The organism is Pseudomonas sp. NBRC 111131, from assembly GCF_001320525.1.
Lineage (GTDB): Bacteria > Pseudomonadota > Gammaproteobacteria > Pseudomonadales > Pseudomonadaceae > Aquipseudomonas > Aquipseudomonas ceruminis.
The window spans coordinates 88,376-101,419 of record NZ_BCBH01000004.1 but is presented as its reverse complement, the minus strand read 5'-3'; the positions used below and the strand labels follow the sequence as shown (position 1 = coordinate 101,419).

Annotated in this window: 15 protein-coding genes; 7 read left to right on the top strand and 8 right to left on the bottom strand. The window is 63.2% G+C overall.

The window, feature by feature from the left end:
• Positions 1-65: 65 nt before the first annotated feature.
• Together APH34_RS05660 and APH34_RS05655 are read right to left on the bottom strand one after the other, a co-directional pair.
• Positions 66-698, bottom strand: coding sequence for a TetR family transcriptional regulator (locus tag APH34_RS05660; RefSeq protein WP_054900206.1), 633 nt, complete (start codon positions 696-698; stop codon positions 66-68).
• Between the two features lie 122 nt (positions 699-820).
• Positions 821-1,183 (bottom strand): hypothetical protein, encoded by a 363-nt coding sequence (locus tag APH34_RS05655; protein WP_054900205.1) that lies wholly within the window; start codon positions 1,181-1,183, stop codon positions 821-823.
• A gap of 342 nt (positions 1,184-1,525) precedes the next feature.
• On the opposite strand from APH34_RS05655, the gene APH34_RS05650 reads away from it, so the two are divergent.
• The gene (locus tag APH34_RS05650; protein WP_054900204.1) at positions 1,526-3,592 is read left to right on the top strand and encodes an AsmA family protein; all 2,067 of its coding nucleotides are present in this window, start codon (positions 1,526-1,528) and stop codon (positions 3,590-3,592) included.
• A 128-nt stretch (positions 3,593-3,720) separates the two neighbouring features.
• Here APH34_RS05650 and APH34_RS05645 read toward each other — a convergent pair whose 3' ends face one another.
• Both APH34_RS05645 and osmE read right to left on the bottom strand, forming a co-directional pair.
• A complete protein-coding gene (locus APH34_RS05645; RefSeq protein ID WP_054900203.1) occupies positions 3,721-4,251 on the bottom strand; it encodes a bacterioferritin in 531 nt (176 codons plus the stop codon).
• A 48-nt stretch (positions 4,252-4,299) separates the two neighbouring features.
• The gene (gene osmE, locus APH34_RS05640; protein ID WP_054900202.1) at positions 4,300-4,641 is read right to left on the bottom strand and encodes an osmotically-inducible lipoprotein OsmE; all 342 of its coding nucleotides are present in this window, start codon (positions 4,639-4,641) and stop codon (positions 4,300-4,302) included.
• A 124-nt stretch (positions 4,642-4,765) separates the two neighbouring features.
• Between osmE and APH34_RS05635 the strand changes: the two genes are divergently transcribed.
• Positions 4,766-5,656, top strand: a complete 891-nt coding sequence (locus tag APH34_RS05635; protein WP_054900201.1) for a triacylglycerol lipase — start codon at positions 4,766-4,768, stop codon at positions 5,654-5,656.
• Here APH34_RS05635 and APH34_RS05630 read toward each other — a convergent pair.
• Positions 5,637-6,530: a DMT family transporter gene (locus tag APH34_RS05630; protein WP_054900200.1), complete on the bottom strand. Its 894-nt coding sequence runs from the start codon at positions 6,528-6,530 to the stop codon at positions 5,637-5,639. The genes APH34_RS05635 and APH34_RS05630 overlap by 20 nt on opposite strands.
• A 126-nt stretch (positions 6,531-6,656) precedes the next feature.
• On the opposite strand from APH34_RS05630, the gene APH34_RS05625 reads away from it, so the two are divergent.
• From APH34_RS05625 to APH34_RS05615, 3 genes are all read left to right on the top strand, one after another.
• Positions 6,657-7,445: a helix-turn-helix transcriptional regulator gene (locus tag APH34_RS05625; RefSeq protein WP_054900199.1), complete on the top strand. Its 789-nt coding sequence runs from the start codon at positions 6,657-6,659 to the stop codon at positions 7,443-7,445.
• A gap of 62 nt (positions 7,446-7,507) precedes the next feature.
• Entirely contained in the window at positions 7,508-7,792 is a 285-nt protein-coding gene (locus APH34_RS05620; RefSeq protein WP_054900198.1) for a PsiF family protein, read from the top strand.
• A gap of 70 nt (positions 7,793-7,862) precedes the next feature.
• Positions 7,863-8,870 (top strand): AI-2E family transporter, encoded by a 1,008-nt coding sequence (locus APH34_RS05615; protein WP_054900197.1) that lies wholly within the window; start codon positions 7,863-7,865, stop codon positions 8,868-8,870.
• A gap of 98 nt (positions 8,871-8,968) precedes the next feature.
• On the opposite strand, the gene APH34_RS05610 is transcribed toward APH34_RS05615, so the two are convergent.
• Positions 8,969-10,240 carry an Hsp70 family protein gene (locus APH34_RS05610; protein WP_054900196.1) on the bottom strand — a complete coding sequence of 424 codons (1,272 nt, stop codon included), beginning with the start codon at positions 10,238-10,240 and terminating at the stop codon, positions 8,969-8,971.
• Between the two features lie 163 nt (positions 10,241-10,403).
• Between APH34_RS05610 and cbpA the strand changes: the two genes are divergently transcribed.
• Together cbpA and APH34_RS05600 are read left to right on the top strand one after the other, a co-directional pair.
• Positions 10,404-11,354 (top strand): curved DNA-binding protein, encoded by a 951-nt coding sequence (gene cbpA / locus APH34_RS05605; protein WP_054900195.1) that lies wholly within the window; start codon positions 10,404-10,406, stop codon positions 11,352-11,354.
• Between the two features lie 2 nt (positions 11,355-11,356).
• The gene (locus APH34_RS05600; protein ID WP_054900194.1) at positions 11,357-11,662 is read left to right on the top strand and encodes a chaperone modulator CbpM; all 306 of its coding nucleotides are present in this window, start codon (positions 11,357-11,359) and stop codon (positions 11,660-11,662) included.
• A gap of 84 nt (positions 11,663-11,746) precedes the next feature.
• Here APH34_RS05600 and APH34_RS05595 read toward each other — a convergent pair whose 3' ends face one another.
• Complete coding sequence (locus APH34_RS05595) at positions 11,747-12,262, bottom strand: GNAT family N-acetyltransferase (RefSeq protein WP_054900193.1); 516 nt, start codon at positions 12,260-12,262, stop codon at positions 11,747-11,749.
• Between the two features lie 31 nt (positions 12,263-12,293).
• Entirely contained in the window at positions 12,294-12,992 is a 699-nt protein-coding gene (urtE, locus tag APH34_RS05590; RefSeq protein ID WP_054900192.1) for an urea ABC transporter ATP-binding subunit UrtE, read from the bottom strand.
• Positions 12,993-13,044 lie beyond the last annotated feature (52 nt).

The window sequence follows — 13,044 nt, the reverse complement described above, 5'->3', positions numbered from 1 at the left end:
AGTGGGGTTTCGGGTTGTCTGGGCAGGCCAGGTTTACCCGCGAAGTGGCCCGCGCCGCCAGCCGATCAGCCTGGGCTACCCAGCCCCTGCCAATGCCGCGCACCGACGAAAATGAAGCGCAACTGCTGGGTGATCTTTTCCTGCGCAGTCAATGCCTGTGGATAACCTGGCTGCGGGTTGTCGATGAGCTCTGGTAGGGTGGCGAACACGGTCTTCACCACCAGGTCAGCCATCACGGCCAGCGCCGCGCCGTCCAGGTGCTGCCAGCGTTTCATGCGCGCAAGGTCCGTGGCCAGGTCGTTGCTGATGCCTTGGCGAAGGCCAGCAATGGCCTGGCGTACCGCCTGTGCGCCACCGTACTGCTCGCGGGCCAGAAACAGGAATTGGGCGCGGTGCGCGGCTACCACGTCGAGGAAGATGCGCACCGAGGCGTCGGTGATGCCGCCGAGCTCGAACTCGTTCTGCCGCACCAGGCGAATGGTCTGGCGGAAGGTGGCATCGACCTCGGCGACCAGCGCCAGGCCCAAGGCGTCCATGTCCGGGAAGTGGCGGTAGAAACCGGTGGGCACGATGCCGGCGGCCTTGGCCACCTCGCGCAAGCTGATGCTGCCGAAGCCACGGCCGCTCTCCATAAGCTGGCAGGCCGCATCGAGCAAGGCCTGGCGAGTCAGTAGCTTCTGTTCGGCGCGCGGCAGCATGGTGCAGGCTTCTGTGAAGGTGAGGCTGGGCACTCTAGATAAAAAAACGAAGCCCGGTCAATGGACCGGGCTTGGAGGGGAGCAGGCACTGTGCTGTGGATTGTTCTTTTCGGCCATGTCAGTCAGCTCACATGGCTGATTTCGACCAGGCGATCCGCGCCCCCTTCGGCCACACGGCCGGAGCGTTCGATCAGGCGGTCCGAGCCCCCTTCGGCCACACGGCCGGAGCGTTCGATCAGGCGGTCCGAGCCGCCCTCGGCAACACGGCCGGAGCGCTCGATCAGGCGGTCCGAGCCACCTTCGGCCACACGGCCGGAGCGCTCGATCAACCGATCCGAACCCCCTTCGGCTACGGTTTTCAACGGCTGGGCAACTTCAGTGGCGCTGGAGCGCGATTCGGCGGTCAGGTGCTGGTCGGCAGCGGGCAGGGCAAAGGCGTTGGCAGCAAGAATCGACAGGGTCAGGGTCAGCAGGTGGCGTTTCATGGTTTCGGTGCTCCTCTAGGGGGCTGGAAAGTGGGTACGAAGCCAATGCTACGCCCGGTAACGCCAGAAAGAAGTTCATACGGATAATGGTAACAATCGACGGTATTGATAGGGCTTGAAGACCCCTCTGGCACGCCTGTTTCAAGGCGATATGCGGCCTTTGGCCAGTAGGTGTTCCGCATGGCTCGCCTCGTGGTGGGCGACCAAAAGCTGAGCAAGAAGCCAGGAAAAACTTCGCTATGATGAAGGACTTCGATAAAACCCAGGCGGTTTTCATCAGTCCGAGCTATTAAGTGCCATCGTTGCGCCCGTTTTGCGCCATGTCGTCAGGAGAATCACGCAATGACGCGTCCCACCAGAATCCTCGTCTGGACCCTTACCACCCTGCTGACCCTACTGGCGATATTGGTGGTTGTGATCGCCACCTTCGACTGGAACCGCGTCAAGCCGCTGTTGAACGAGAAGGTTTCCGCAGCGCTGCACCGGCCCTTCGCAATCAATGGCAACCTCGCGGTGCACTGGCGCACCGAGCCGCAGGAGGGTGGCTGGCGCGCTTGGGTGCCGTGGCCGCACTTCACGGCTGAAGACCTCACCCTGGGCAACCCTGACTGGCTCAAAGAGCCGAAGATGGTCGGGCTTGAACGCGTGGAGTTTCGCCTGGCACTGTTGCCGCTGGTGTTCCAGCAGGTCGTCATCCCGCGCATCGACCTGGTCAAACCGACAGCCAGCCTGACGCGCCTGGCCGATGGCCGCGCCAACTGGAACTTCGACCTGGGTCCTAAGGATGAGAACGAGCCCCCTTCCAAATGGCAGTTGGACATCGGCGCCATCGGGTTTGACCAAGGCAACGTCAGCTTCGACGACCAGACCCTGAAAACCACCATGAAGGTGCAGATCGACCCACTGGGCAAGCCTATCCCGTTCAGCGATATCGTGGGCAAGGCGCGTGCGGAAAAGGCTGGCGGCGCGCAGGACTATGCATTCGGGCTCAAGGCCCAGGGCCGTTACAAAGACCAGCCGGTAGCCGGCACCGGCAAGATCGGCGGCTTGCTGGCATTGCAGGACGCCAGCCAGCCCTTCCCGCTGCAGGCCGACGTGCGCATCGCCGATACCCACGTGGTGCTTGCCGGCACCCTCACTGACCCACGCAACCTCGGCGCCCTTGACCTGCGCCTGCGCCTGTCCGGGGCCAGCCTGGGCAACCTCTATCCGCTGACGGGAGTGACGCTGCCGGATACACCTGCCTACGAAACCGACGGCCACCTGACTGCCAACCTGCATGCAGCGCAGGGCGCAACCTTCAATTACCAGGGCTTCAACGGCAAGATCGGTGACAGCGACATCCATGGCGACCTGGCGTTTGTCGCCAGCCAGCCGCGGCCCAAGCTCTCCGGCAAGCTGGTCTCCAACCAGCTGTTGTTCAAGGACCTGGCGCCGCTGATCGGTGCCGACTCCAACGCTGAACAGAAGGCCCGCGGCGGTGCCAGCAAGCAGCCGACGGACAAGGTGCTGCCGGTGGAAGAGTTCCGTACCGAACGCTGGCGCGCCATGGACGCCGACGTCGAGTTCGCCGGCAAGCGCATCGTCCACAGTGAGCAGTTGCCGTTCAACGACCTTGCGGCGCATGTGATCCTCGACGATGGCCTGCTGCGTCTGGAGCCGCTGCGCTTTGGCGTTGCCGGTGGCAACCTCGCTTCCAAGATCCGTCTGGATGGCCGCAGCGTACCTCTGCAGGGGCGCGCTCAACTGACCGCGCGCGGCTTCAAGCTCAAGCAGCTGTTCCCCACCTTTGCGCCCATGCAGACCAGCTTTGGCGAGCTCAACGGCGATGCTGACATTAGCGGCCGTGGCAACTCGGTGGCGGCGTTGCTGGGCACCGCCAATGGCGACCTGCGCATGTTGATCAACGATGGTGCCGTCAGCCGAAGCCTGATGGAGATCGCCGGGTTGAACGTGGGCAACTACGTGATTGGCAAGCTGTTCGGCGACGAAGATGTACAGATCAACTGCGCCGCCGCCGACGTCGGTATCAAGGATGGCCTCGCTACTACCCGGTTGTTCATCTTCGATACTGAAAACGCGATCATCTACATCAATGGCACTGCCAACTTTGCCAGCGAACAGCTTGATCTGAAGATCACCCCGGAGTCGAAAGGCTTGCGGCTGTTCTCGCTGCGCTCGCCGCTGTATGTGCGTGGTGCGTTTGCCAAGCCCAGCGCCGGCGTACAGGCGGTACCGCTGGCGTTGCGCGGTGCCGGCATGGTCGCATTGGGTGTAGTGGCGGGGCCTGCGGCAGGGTTGCTGGCGCTCGTGGCGCCGAGCAGTGGTGATGAGCCTAACCAGTGCACGCCGCTGCTGCAGCAGATGAAAGCCGGCAAGGCGCCGGCTGCGGTGAGGGGCAAGAAGTGAATGCAGGGGCGGCTTTGCGGCCCCTTCGCGGCACAAGGCCGCTCCCACATGAACGCCGCACAACCTGAGCTGTGCGGCGTTCATGTGGGAGCGGCCTTGTGCCGCGAAGGCGCAGCGCGCCCTCAGCCTTACAAGCCCTGCAGCAAGTCGGACATATCGTCCGCGTGCTCTTCTTCCTGGGCCAGAATGTCCTCGAAGATGCGCCGAGTGGTCGGGTCCTTGTCACCGATGTACTGGATGATTTCGCGGTAGCTGTCGATCGCGATACGCTCGGCCACCAGGTCTTCCAGCACCATTTCCTTCAGCGAATTGCCCGCCACGTACTGGGCATGGGAATTCTTGGTCAGGTTGTCGGGGTTGAAGTCCGGCTCACCGCCCAGCTGCACGATACGCTCGGCCAGCTTGTCGGCATGTTCGGCTTCCTGGTTGGCATGCTCGAGAAACTCCTCGGCCGCGACGCTGGCCTTGATGCCGCTGGCCATGAAGTAGTGGCGCTTGTAGCGCAGCACGCAGACCAGTTCGGTGGCCAGCGACTCGTTGAGCAGGCGCAGGATTTCTTGGCGGTCGGCATGGTAACCCTCGGTCACCGCACCTTGCTCGACGTGCTGGCGGGCTCGCTGGCGCAGGGTTTGCACATCGGTCAGTTCAACGTTGCTCATGGTTCTCTCCAAACAGATCAGGACGGTTGGTCAAGGTGAAGGGTAGGCTCACGCGCCGGGTACGGCTTTGCTGTCCTCTTCTCGTTGCTTGCAAGTCTTGAAACCCTTGGCATCGACATGGCCGGTGGCGTCGAAGCGCACGTAGTACGGTTGCTGGTGGCCATCACGGTTGAGGATGTAGTCGTTGCAGGTGCCCCCATGTGGCAGGTCGATGACAGTGGAGGGGCTGCCGCCGATGGCGATGACCTTTTGCATGGTCATGCCGTTTTCCACCTGCTTGACCAGCGGCTCTTCGCGGAAGGTGACGTAATCGACCGGGTTTTCCGGGCGGCTGCCACAGGCGGCGAGGGTTGCGCTTGCCAGAAGGATTGCCAGGGTCTGCTTGTACATGGTCCCGCTCCTTGCTCAAGGGTCTGTTCTGGTTTGGAACCGCGCGGCGCGCCAGGAGTTCGATTGCGATGGTCATCAAGGGCGCTGTAGTGTTGGCCGGTCGTCCACGGAAAGGGGCAGGTCCATGCAACGGGAATTGGCCACGCGATACCCATTGGTGCTGGTGCCGGGCATGCTTGGCTTCGTGCGGGTGCTGCTTTACCCGTACTGGTTCGGCATCCCGAAAGCCTTGCGTAAAGGCGGGGCAAAGGTCTTTGCAGTGCAGGTTTCGCCGCTGCACTCCAGCGAGGTGCGTGGGGAGCAGTTGCTGGCGATCATCGAGGACATCTGCCAGCGCACGGGCGCCGACAAGGTCAACCTCATCGGCCACAGCCAAGGTGCGCTGAGTGCGCGCTATGCCGCTGCCCGGCGGCCTGATCGGGTGGCGTCGGTCACGTCGGTGGCCGGCCCCAACCAGGGTTCCGAACTGGCCGACCACCTGGAGCGCACTGCGCCCGGTGACTCACCCCAGGGGCGGGTGCTCAAGGCCGTGCTGCATGGGCTGGCGGTACTGCTGGTGTGGCTGGAAACCGGCTGGCGCCGTGACCCGTTGCCGATCGATGTGCACGCATCGCACCAGTCGCTGACCAGTGCCGGCGTGGCGCTGTTCAACCAGGCTTATCCACAGGGCCTGCCCAGCACCTGGGGTGGAGAAGGGCCGGGCGAGGTCAACGGCGTGCGCTACTACTCCTGGTCAGGCACGCTGCAGCCTGGGTTGACTGACCAGGGCCGCAACCGTTTTGATGGCAGCAACCGCTTCTGCCGCCTGTTCGCGCGCAGCTTCGTCAAGGAAAAGGGCCACTGCGACGGTATGGTCGGGCGCTTCAGCTCGCACCTGGGGCAGGTGATCGGTGATGACTATCCGCTCGACCACCTGGATATCGTCAACCAGTCGCTCGGCGCAGTGGGCAAGGGCGCCGAGCCCGTGCGCCTGTTCACCGAGCATGCTGCCCGCCTCAAAGCCGCTGGGTTGTAGCGCTGCGGCGCACGGGCGCGGTCCAGCGTTCGGCAAGGATGACCCCGGCCAGGGTCAGCAGGCCGCCCACCAGGTGGTAGCTGGCCAATTGTTCGTTCAGCACCACGGCAGCGATCAGCGCGGTGATCACCGGCAGCAGGTTGAAGAACAGCGTGGTGCGGCTTGGCCCCAGGCGGTGCACGGCCTGCATCCACACCAACGGTGCAATCATCGAGGCCAGCACACAGGCGTACAGCACCAGGCCGACGTTGTGCCTGTTCAGCCCGGTCTTGTCCGAAAGCAGGAACAGCGGCAACAACACAATAATCGCCACCAGCACTTGCAGGTACAGCAACTGCAAGGGCGGCAGGCGCAGTTGCCACTTCTTCAGCAGGAAGCTGTACAGCGCGTACGCCAGGGTGGCCACGAGCATCAGCAGATCACCGCTGTTCAGGCCCTGCTCGAGCAGGGCTGCGGGGTGCCCGGCCGACACCACCTCGAGTACGCCGACGAACGACACCAGCGCGCCCAGCAAGGCGCCGTAGCTCAAGCGCTGGCCCAGCCAGGCGATGGACAGCGCCAATGACATCAGCGGCATCAACGACAGGATGATGCCCATGTTGGTGGCGCTGGTGATGCCTGCCGCGAAGTAGGCCAGGCTTTGGTACATGGCCATGCCCAGCACGCCGAGGACGAAGATTTTGCCCAGGTGCGGGCGGATCGCCCCGCGATTGCGCCACACGGCAGGCAGCAGGAACGGGGTGAACAGCAGGCCGGCCAGCAACCAGCGGTGGAAACCGATCTCGGCGGGGTGGATGGCCCCGGCGGACATCTTGGTGACTACGGTATTGCCGGCCCAGATGAGGATGGCGGTAAGGGGGAAAAGATAGTTCATGTAACTGTGATTCTCTGAGGTGTCGCGAAAGGGCAGCAGGACGGCCCCCGATAGGCGCTCTTTATCCTTTGTCTGTCCATAAGCCTATACTCCTATCCAGACAACCTGCCCTTTGAAGCAGACAGCATGCCCCGTAAATATCTCGATATCCCCCGGTTCGACGCGCTGCCGGCACCCGTTTACTTTCGCTACGACGAATTTGGCGCCGACACCCACAGTGCCCCGCATCGCCATGCCTGGGGCCAACTCAACTACACCGCCAACGGCGTGATGCACCTGGACGTCGACGGCCAGCGCTTCCTCTCGCCCCCGCATTACGCGGTGTGGGTGCCGCCAGGTACCGAACACGGTTGCTACAACCCCCAGGCCATCGTCTACCGTTCGGTCTATCTGGACCGTCAGCTGTGCGCCAACCTGCCGCAACAACCGTGCAGCCTGGTCATCAGCGATATCCTCAAGGCCATCCTCGGCGACTTCGCCCGCCGTGACCTCAAGGTCGCACAGGACGAGCGCGACCAGCGCCTGGTGCAGGTGCTGCTCGACCAGTTGCTGCTGGCGCCGACCCAGACCTGCTACCTGCCCTTCGCCCGTAGCGAGGGCCTGCGCCAGGTGCTTGAGGCCCTCGGTGCCGAGCCCGGGGACAATCGCCCGCTTGCCCACTGGGCTGCCCTGGTCCATGTCAGCGAGCGTACCCTGGCCCGGCAGTTTCTGCGCGAGCTGGGCATCAGCTTCGGCGAGTGGCGGCTGCGGCTGCGCTTTCTGCGGGCCATCGAAGCGCTGGAAGCGGGCCAGCCCATCCAGGCCATCGCCTTCGACCTTGGCTACAGCAGTGCCTCGGCCTTCATCGCCATGTTCCAGCGCCAGGCCCACTGCACGCCTGAACAGTACCGGCGGCAGTCGCGGGCGAAGATGTAAAAATTCTTGTCTACACTGATCTGCACCACCGTGCATCGGGCGCGGAGACAGGAGACCACTCCATGAAAATGCTGCAAATGCCGTTGCTGGTGTTGGCTGTGTTGTTCAGTGCGCAAGGATTCGCTGCCACCGCGCAACAGCAAAAAATGACCTCGTGCAATGCCGATGCCACCGCCAAGGCCCTCAAGGGGGATGAACGCAAGGCGTTCATGAGCACCTGCCTGAAGAAGAGCACACCCGCCACCCAGCAGGAAAAGATGAAGACCTGCAACGCCGACGCCACCACCAAGGCGCTCAAGGGTGACGAGCGCAAGGCCTACATGAGCGACTGCCTGAAGAAGAAATGACCTGCGCCTATGCCTGTGGCTTCAAGGCTGGCAGACTGCGGGTCTTTCCGCTGTCTGCCGCCGAGGCTGTATGACCTTCACCCCCCGCCAGATCACCCTTGCCAGCCTGATCATCGTCATGGCCGGTCTGCTGCTGGCCCTGCCCCTGAAGTTGCTGCCCAGCCTGCTGGCCGGCCTGTTGGTATTCGAGCTGGTCAACATGCTCACCCCACGGCTGCAACCGCTGATCGCAGGCCAACGTGCACGCTGGCTGGCGGTAGCGTTGCTAGGCACGCTGGTGGTCATCAGCCTGGCGCTCCTGATCGCCGGTGCCTTCAGTTTTCTGTTGCATGAGGCCGAGAACCCCGGCGCCTCGCTGGACAAGTTCATGGGCCTGGTCGAGCGTGCCCGCGGCCAGCTGCCGCCGTTCATCGAAGGTTACCTGCCGGCCAGCGCGGCCGAGTTCAAGGTGGCCATCGGTGACTGGATCAAGAGCCACCTGAGCGACCTGCAGCTGGTGGGGAAGGGTATGGCGCACATGTTCGTGACGCTGCTGATCGGCATGATTCTGGGGGCGATCATTGCCCTGCAGCGCATCCCCGACATCTCCCGGCGCAAACCATTGGCTGCCGCGCTGTTCGAGCGCTTGAGCCTGCTGGTTCAGGCGTTTCGCAACATTGTCTTCGCGCAGATCAAGATTTCGCTGCTCAATACGGCATTCACCGGCATTTTCCTCGCGGTGGTGCTGCCGCTGTTCGGCGTACACCTGCCGCTGACCAAGACCCTGATCGTGCTGACGTTCCTGCTTGGGCTGTTGCCAGTGATTGGCAACCTGATGTCCAACACCTTGATCACCATCGTCGGCATGTCGTTGTCGATCTGGGTGGCGGCGGCGGCGTTGGGCTACCTGATCGTCATCCACAAGGTCGAGTACTTCCTCAACGCGCGTATCGTGGGTGGGCAGATCAGCGCCAGAGCCTGGGAGCTGTTGCTGGCGATGCTGGTGTTCGAGGCGGCATTCGGCTTGCCGGGGGTGGTGGCAGGCCCCGTCTACTATGCCTACCTGAAGAGTGAGCTGCGGCGGGCAGAGCTGGTTTGAAACAAGCGGCCTCTTCGACGCCACAGGGATAGCACAGCCTTGCGGGCGGTGTCATTCCTGTGGGAGCCGGTTTGGCGGCGATAACGCTGACGCCGATATCAGATTGAGCCGTAGCGCTTGCGTGCCTCGATCGCCAGCCCGCTACCAATGCTGCCGAAAATGTTGCCTTCCACATGCCGGGCGTTGGGCAGCATGGCCGCCACGCTGTTGCGCAGGGCCGGAATGCCGCTGGACCCCCCGGTGAAGAACACGGTGTCCACCTGGCCTTCGCCTACACCTGCCTTGGCCAGTAGCTCGCTCACACTACCGCGTACCCGCTCGAGCAGGCCTTCGATAGCGGCCTCGAATACCGCACGGGTCAAGTCCACGCCCAGGGCTTGCTCGACACGGCCAAGGTCGATACGGCGGCTTGGCTGGTCGGTGAGTTCGATCTTGCTGGCTTCCACTTCCATCGCCAGCCAGTGCCCGGCACGCTGCTCGATCAGCTTGAACAGGCGGTCGATACCCAGCGTGTCTTCGATGTCATAGCGCATGCTGCCCAGGGCCAGCTGCGACTTCTGCGAGTACAGGGCGTTGATGGTGTGCCAGGTGGCCAGGTTGAGGTGGTAGCTGGTGGGCATCAGCGCGCCACTCTTCATTCGGCTGCCGTAGCCGAACAACGGCATCACGCCTTGCAGGCTCAACTGCTTGTCGAAGTCGGTACCGCCGATGTGTACGCCACCGGTGGCGAGGATGTCGCTTTGGCGCTCGGCCACCTGGTGGCGCTCGGGTGACAGGCGAATCAGGGTAAAGTCCGAGGTACCGCCGCCGATATCGACGATGAGCACCAACTCTTCTCGGCTGATGCCCGACTCGTAGTCGAACGCCGCCGCAATCGGTTCGTACTGGAACGACACGTCCTTGAAGCCGATCTTGCGCGCCACGTCGGCCAGGGTGTCTTCGGCTTCCTGGTCGGCGGCCGGGTCTTCGTCGACGAAGAACACCGGGCGGCCCAGTACCACCTGGTCGAAGCTGCGGTCGGCGGAGGCTTCGGCACGCTTTTTCAGTTCGCCGATGAACATGCCCAGCAGGTCCTTGAACGGCAGGGCGCTGCCTAGCACGCTGGTATCGTGCTTGATCAGCTTGGAGCCGAGCAGGCTCTTGAGCGAGCGCATCAGGCGGCCTTCGTAGCCTTCCAGGTACTCGTGCAGCGCCAGGCGGCCATATACCGGACGACGCTCTTCGATGTTGAAGAAGACCACCGAGGGCAGGGTGATCTTGCCGTCTTCCAGGGCGATCAGCGATTCGACGCCAGGGCGGTGCCAGCCGACCGTGGAGTTGGAGGTACCAAAGTCGATGCCAAGGGCGCGGGCCGGGGATACGTCGGACATGGGAAAGGGCTTCCGGAGGCAAAACGGCCGCGCAGTTTATGCCAGTTGGCTACAGAATCAAGACCGGTCGTCTGCCTTGCAGCAACACCAAGCGAACCTTGAAAGGCTATGCTTGACCCTTATCTTCAGATGCAACACGAAAATTCACATTGGTGATCCGTAGATGGACTTCAAAGACTATTACAAGATACTCGGCGTAGAGCCCACGGCGGACGAGAAGGCGATCAAGGCCGCTTACCGCAAGCTGGCGCGCAAGTATCACCCTGATGTCAGCAAGGAGCGCGACGCCGAGGAGAAATTCAAGGAGGCCAACGAGGCCTACGAGGTGCTCGGCGATGCCCAGAAACGCGCTGAGTTCGACGAGATTCGCAAGTACGGCGGCCAGCATGGTCGGCCGTTCCAGGCGCCGCCAGGCTGGGAAAGCCGTGGTGGTGGAGGCGGTTTCGAGGGCGGTGACTTCTCCGACTTCTTCAGCTCGATCTTCGGCGCACGGGGCGGCAATCCTTTTGGTGGCGCCCGCCAACAACGTAGCGCCGGCAGGCGAGGGCAGGATGTGGAACTGGAACTGGCGATCTTCCTCGAAGAAACCTTGAGCAAGGAATCCAAGCAGATCAGCTTCCAGGTGCCGCAGACCAATGCTGCGGGCCAGCGCACCGGGTTCACTACCAAGACCCTGAACGTGAAGATCCCGGCTGGGGTGGCTGACGGTGAACGTATCCGTCTCAAAGGCCAGGGCGCGCCGGGCAGCGGCGGTGGGGCCAATGGCGATCTGTTCCTGACCATCCGCATGGCGCCGCACCCGCTGTTCGATGTCGAAGGCCATGACCTGATCATCACCGTGCCGCTGGCACCGTGGGAGGCCGCGCTGGGGACCAAAGTGGCGGTGCCGACCCTGGACGGCAAGATCAACCTGACCATCCGCCCCGACAGCCAGAGCGGCCAACGCCTGCGCGTGCCGGGCAAGGGCCTGGCGAACAAGCACGGCGAGCGCGGCAACCTGTATGCCCAGCTCAAGGTGGTCATGCCGCCGACATCCGACGCGTCTACCCGCGAACTGTGGGCCCAGCTTTCCGAGAAGGCTGCGTTCAATCCGAGGACACAATGGAGTAAGTGATCATGAGCAGCACCCTGATCGTTCAACTGGACATGCGTACCCTCTGCCAGGAGGCCGACATCACCAAGGATTACGTGATCGAGATCGTTGAACACGGCATCGTTGAACCTTCGGGGCGAACGCCGGAGGACTGGTTGTTCGATGATCAGGCGCCGCTGCTGGCCAGGCGTGCGGTGAAGCTGCACAACGATCTGGAGCTGGAGTGGGAAGGGGTGGCGCTGGCGCTGGAGTTGCTGCAGGAAGTGCAACAGCTGCGCAGTGAGAACAGTATGCTCAAGCAGCGGCTGGGGCGGTTTACCCAGATGTGATGTGGCCTGCATTGGCCCCAAGGCTCCCACTGCGCTTATGGTCGGCGTGGGAGCCGGCTTGCCGCGAGAGGGGGCTCGTTGTACTCAGCTCGGCTCAGCCCCTGGGGTCAGCACCCGTTGCATGAAGGTCAGGTCCAGCCAGCGACCGAACTTCACCCCCACCTGTGGCATCTGCCCGGTCACCGCGAACCCCAGCCGCTCGTGCAGGCGCACTGAGGCTGTATTGCCACTCTCGATGGCGGCGACCATCACATGCTTGCCGCACGCACGCGCCCGCTCGATCAGCACCGCCATCAACTGCGGCCCCAGACCCTTGCCGCGCTGGTCGCCACGGATGTACACCGAATGCTCGACGGTATGGCGAAAGCCCTCGAACGGCCGCCAGTCGCCAAACGAGGCATAGCCGAGCACGCCCGTGTCATCCACCGCCACCAGAATCGGGTAGCCCTGTTGTGCACGGGCTTCGAACCAGGCCTGGCGGTTGCCCAGGTCGACCGGGGTTTCGTTCCAGATCGCCGTGGTGTTGCGCACCGCGTCGTTGTAGATGTCGAGGATACCCGCTACATCGGTGGGCAGGGCATCGCGGATTTCATGGCTCATTGCAGCGTCTCACAAGGTCGATGGCAGCAGATTAAATGGTTACCAACCCGCGCACACCTTCGGCCTGCATGTTTTCCCCTCGGCCGCGCTGGATGATCTCGCCGCGGGCCATGACCAGGTACTGGTCGGCCAGCGCCTCGGCGAAGTCGTAGAACTGCTCGACCAGCAGGATAGCCATGTCGCCGCGCTCAGCCAGGCGCCGGATGACGGCACCGATCTCCTTGATGACCGAGGGTTGGATACCTTCGGTGGGTTCGTCGAGAATCAACAGCCGTGGGCGGCTGGCCAGGGCACGGCCGATGGCCAGCTGTTGCTGCTGGCCCCCGGACAGGTCGCCGCCGCGCCGTTGTTTCATCTGCTCCAGCACCGGGAACAGTTCGTAGATGAACGGCGGTACTTCCCGTGCTTCACGGGCGTGGAAACGCGACAGGCCCATCAGCAGGTTTTCCTCGACGCTCAGGCGCGGGAAGATTTCGCGGCCTTGCGGCACGTAGGCGATGCCGGCCTGCACCCGTTGCTGCGGCTTGAGTGTGGTGATGGGTTTGCCCTCCCATTCGACGCTGCCTTCGCGGGCCGGTACCAGGCCCATCAGGCAGCGCAGCAGGGTGGTCTTGCCCACGCCATTGCGCCCGAGCAGGCAGGTGACTTCGCCGACCTTGGCTTCGAAGGACAGGCCACGCAGGATGTGACTGCCGCCGTAATACTGGTGCAGGGTGTCGATCTTGAGCATGTGAGAGTTCCTGAATGGGTTGCGGTGCCAGTCCTGGCCTCTTCGCGGGGCA

What these genes read in the sequence shown, in the direction of transcription:
- APH34_RS05620 (WP_054900198.1), top strand. Translation starts at nt 7,508, where the DNA reads ATGAAAATGCTGCAAATGCCGTTGCTGGTGTTGGCTGTGTTGTTCAGT.
- APH34_RS05595 (WP_054900193.1), bottom strand. Translation starts at nt 12,262, where the DNA reads ATGAGCCATGAAATCCGCGATGCCCTGCCCACCGATGTAGCGGGTATC.
- urtE (WP_054900192.1), bottom strand. Translation starts at nt 12,992, where the DNA reads ATGCTCAAGATCGACACCCTGCACCAGTATTACGGCGGCAGTCACATC.
- APH34_RS05655 (WP_054900205.1), bottom strand. Translation starts at nt 1,183, where the DNA reads ATGAAACGCCACCTGCTGACCCTGACCCTGTCGATTCTTGCTGCCAAC.
- APH34_RS05600 (WP_054900194.1), top strand. Translation starts at nt 11,357, where the DNA reads ATGAGCAGCACCCTGATCGTTCAACTGGACATGCGTACCCTCTGCCAG.
- osmE (WP_054900202.1), bottom strand. Translation starts at nt 4,641, where the DNA reads ATGTACAAGCAGACCCTGGCAATCCTTCTGGCAAGCGCAACCCTCGCC.
- APH34_RS05635 (WP_054900201.1), top strand. Translation starts at nt 4,766, where the DNA reads ATGCAACGGGAATTGGCCACGCGATACCCATTGGTGCTGGTGCCGGGC.
- APH34_RS05610 (WP_054900196.1), bottom strand. Translation starts at nt 10,240, where the DNA reads ATGTCCGACGTATCCCCGGCCCGCGCCCTTGGCATCGACTTTGGTACC.
- cbpA (WP_054900195.1), top strand. Translation starts at nt 10,404, where the DNA reads ATGGACTTCAAAGACTATTACAAGATACTCGGCGTAGAGCCCACGGCG.
- APH34_RS05630 (WP_054900200.1), bottom strand. Translation starts at nt 6,530, where the DNA reads ATGAACTATCTTTTCCCCCTTACCGCCATCCTCATCTGGGCCGGCAAT.
- APH34_RS05645 (WP_054900203.1), bottom strand. Translation starts at nt 4,251, where the DNA reads ATGAGCAACGTTGAACTGACCGATGTGCAAACCCTGCGCCAGCGAGCC.
- APH34_RS05650 (WP_054900204.1), top strand. Translation starts at nt 1,526, where the DNA reads ATGACGCGTCCCACCAGAATCCTCGTCTGGACCCTTACCACCCTGCTG.
- APH34_RS05660 (WP_054900206.1), bottom strand. Translation starts at nt 698, where the DNA reads ATGCTGCCGCGCGCCGAACAGAAGCTACTGACTCGCCAGGCCTTGCTC.
- APH34_RS05615 (WP_054900197.1), top strand. Translation starts at nt 7,863, where the DNA reads ATGACCTTCACCCCCCGCCAGATCACCCTTGCCAGCCTGATCATCGTC.
- APH34_RS05625 (WP_054900199.1), top strand. Translation starts at nt 6,657, where the DNA reads ATGCCCCGTAAATATCTCGATATCCCCCGGTTCGACGCGCTGCCGGCA.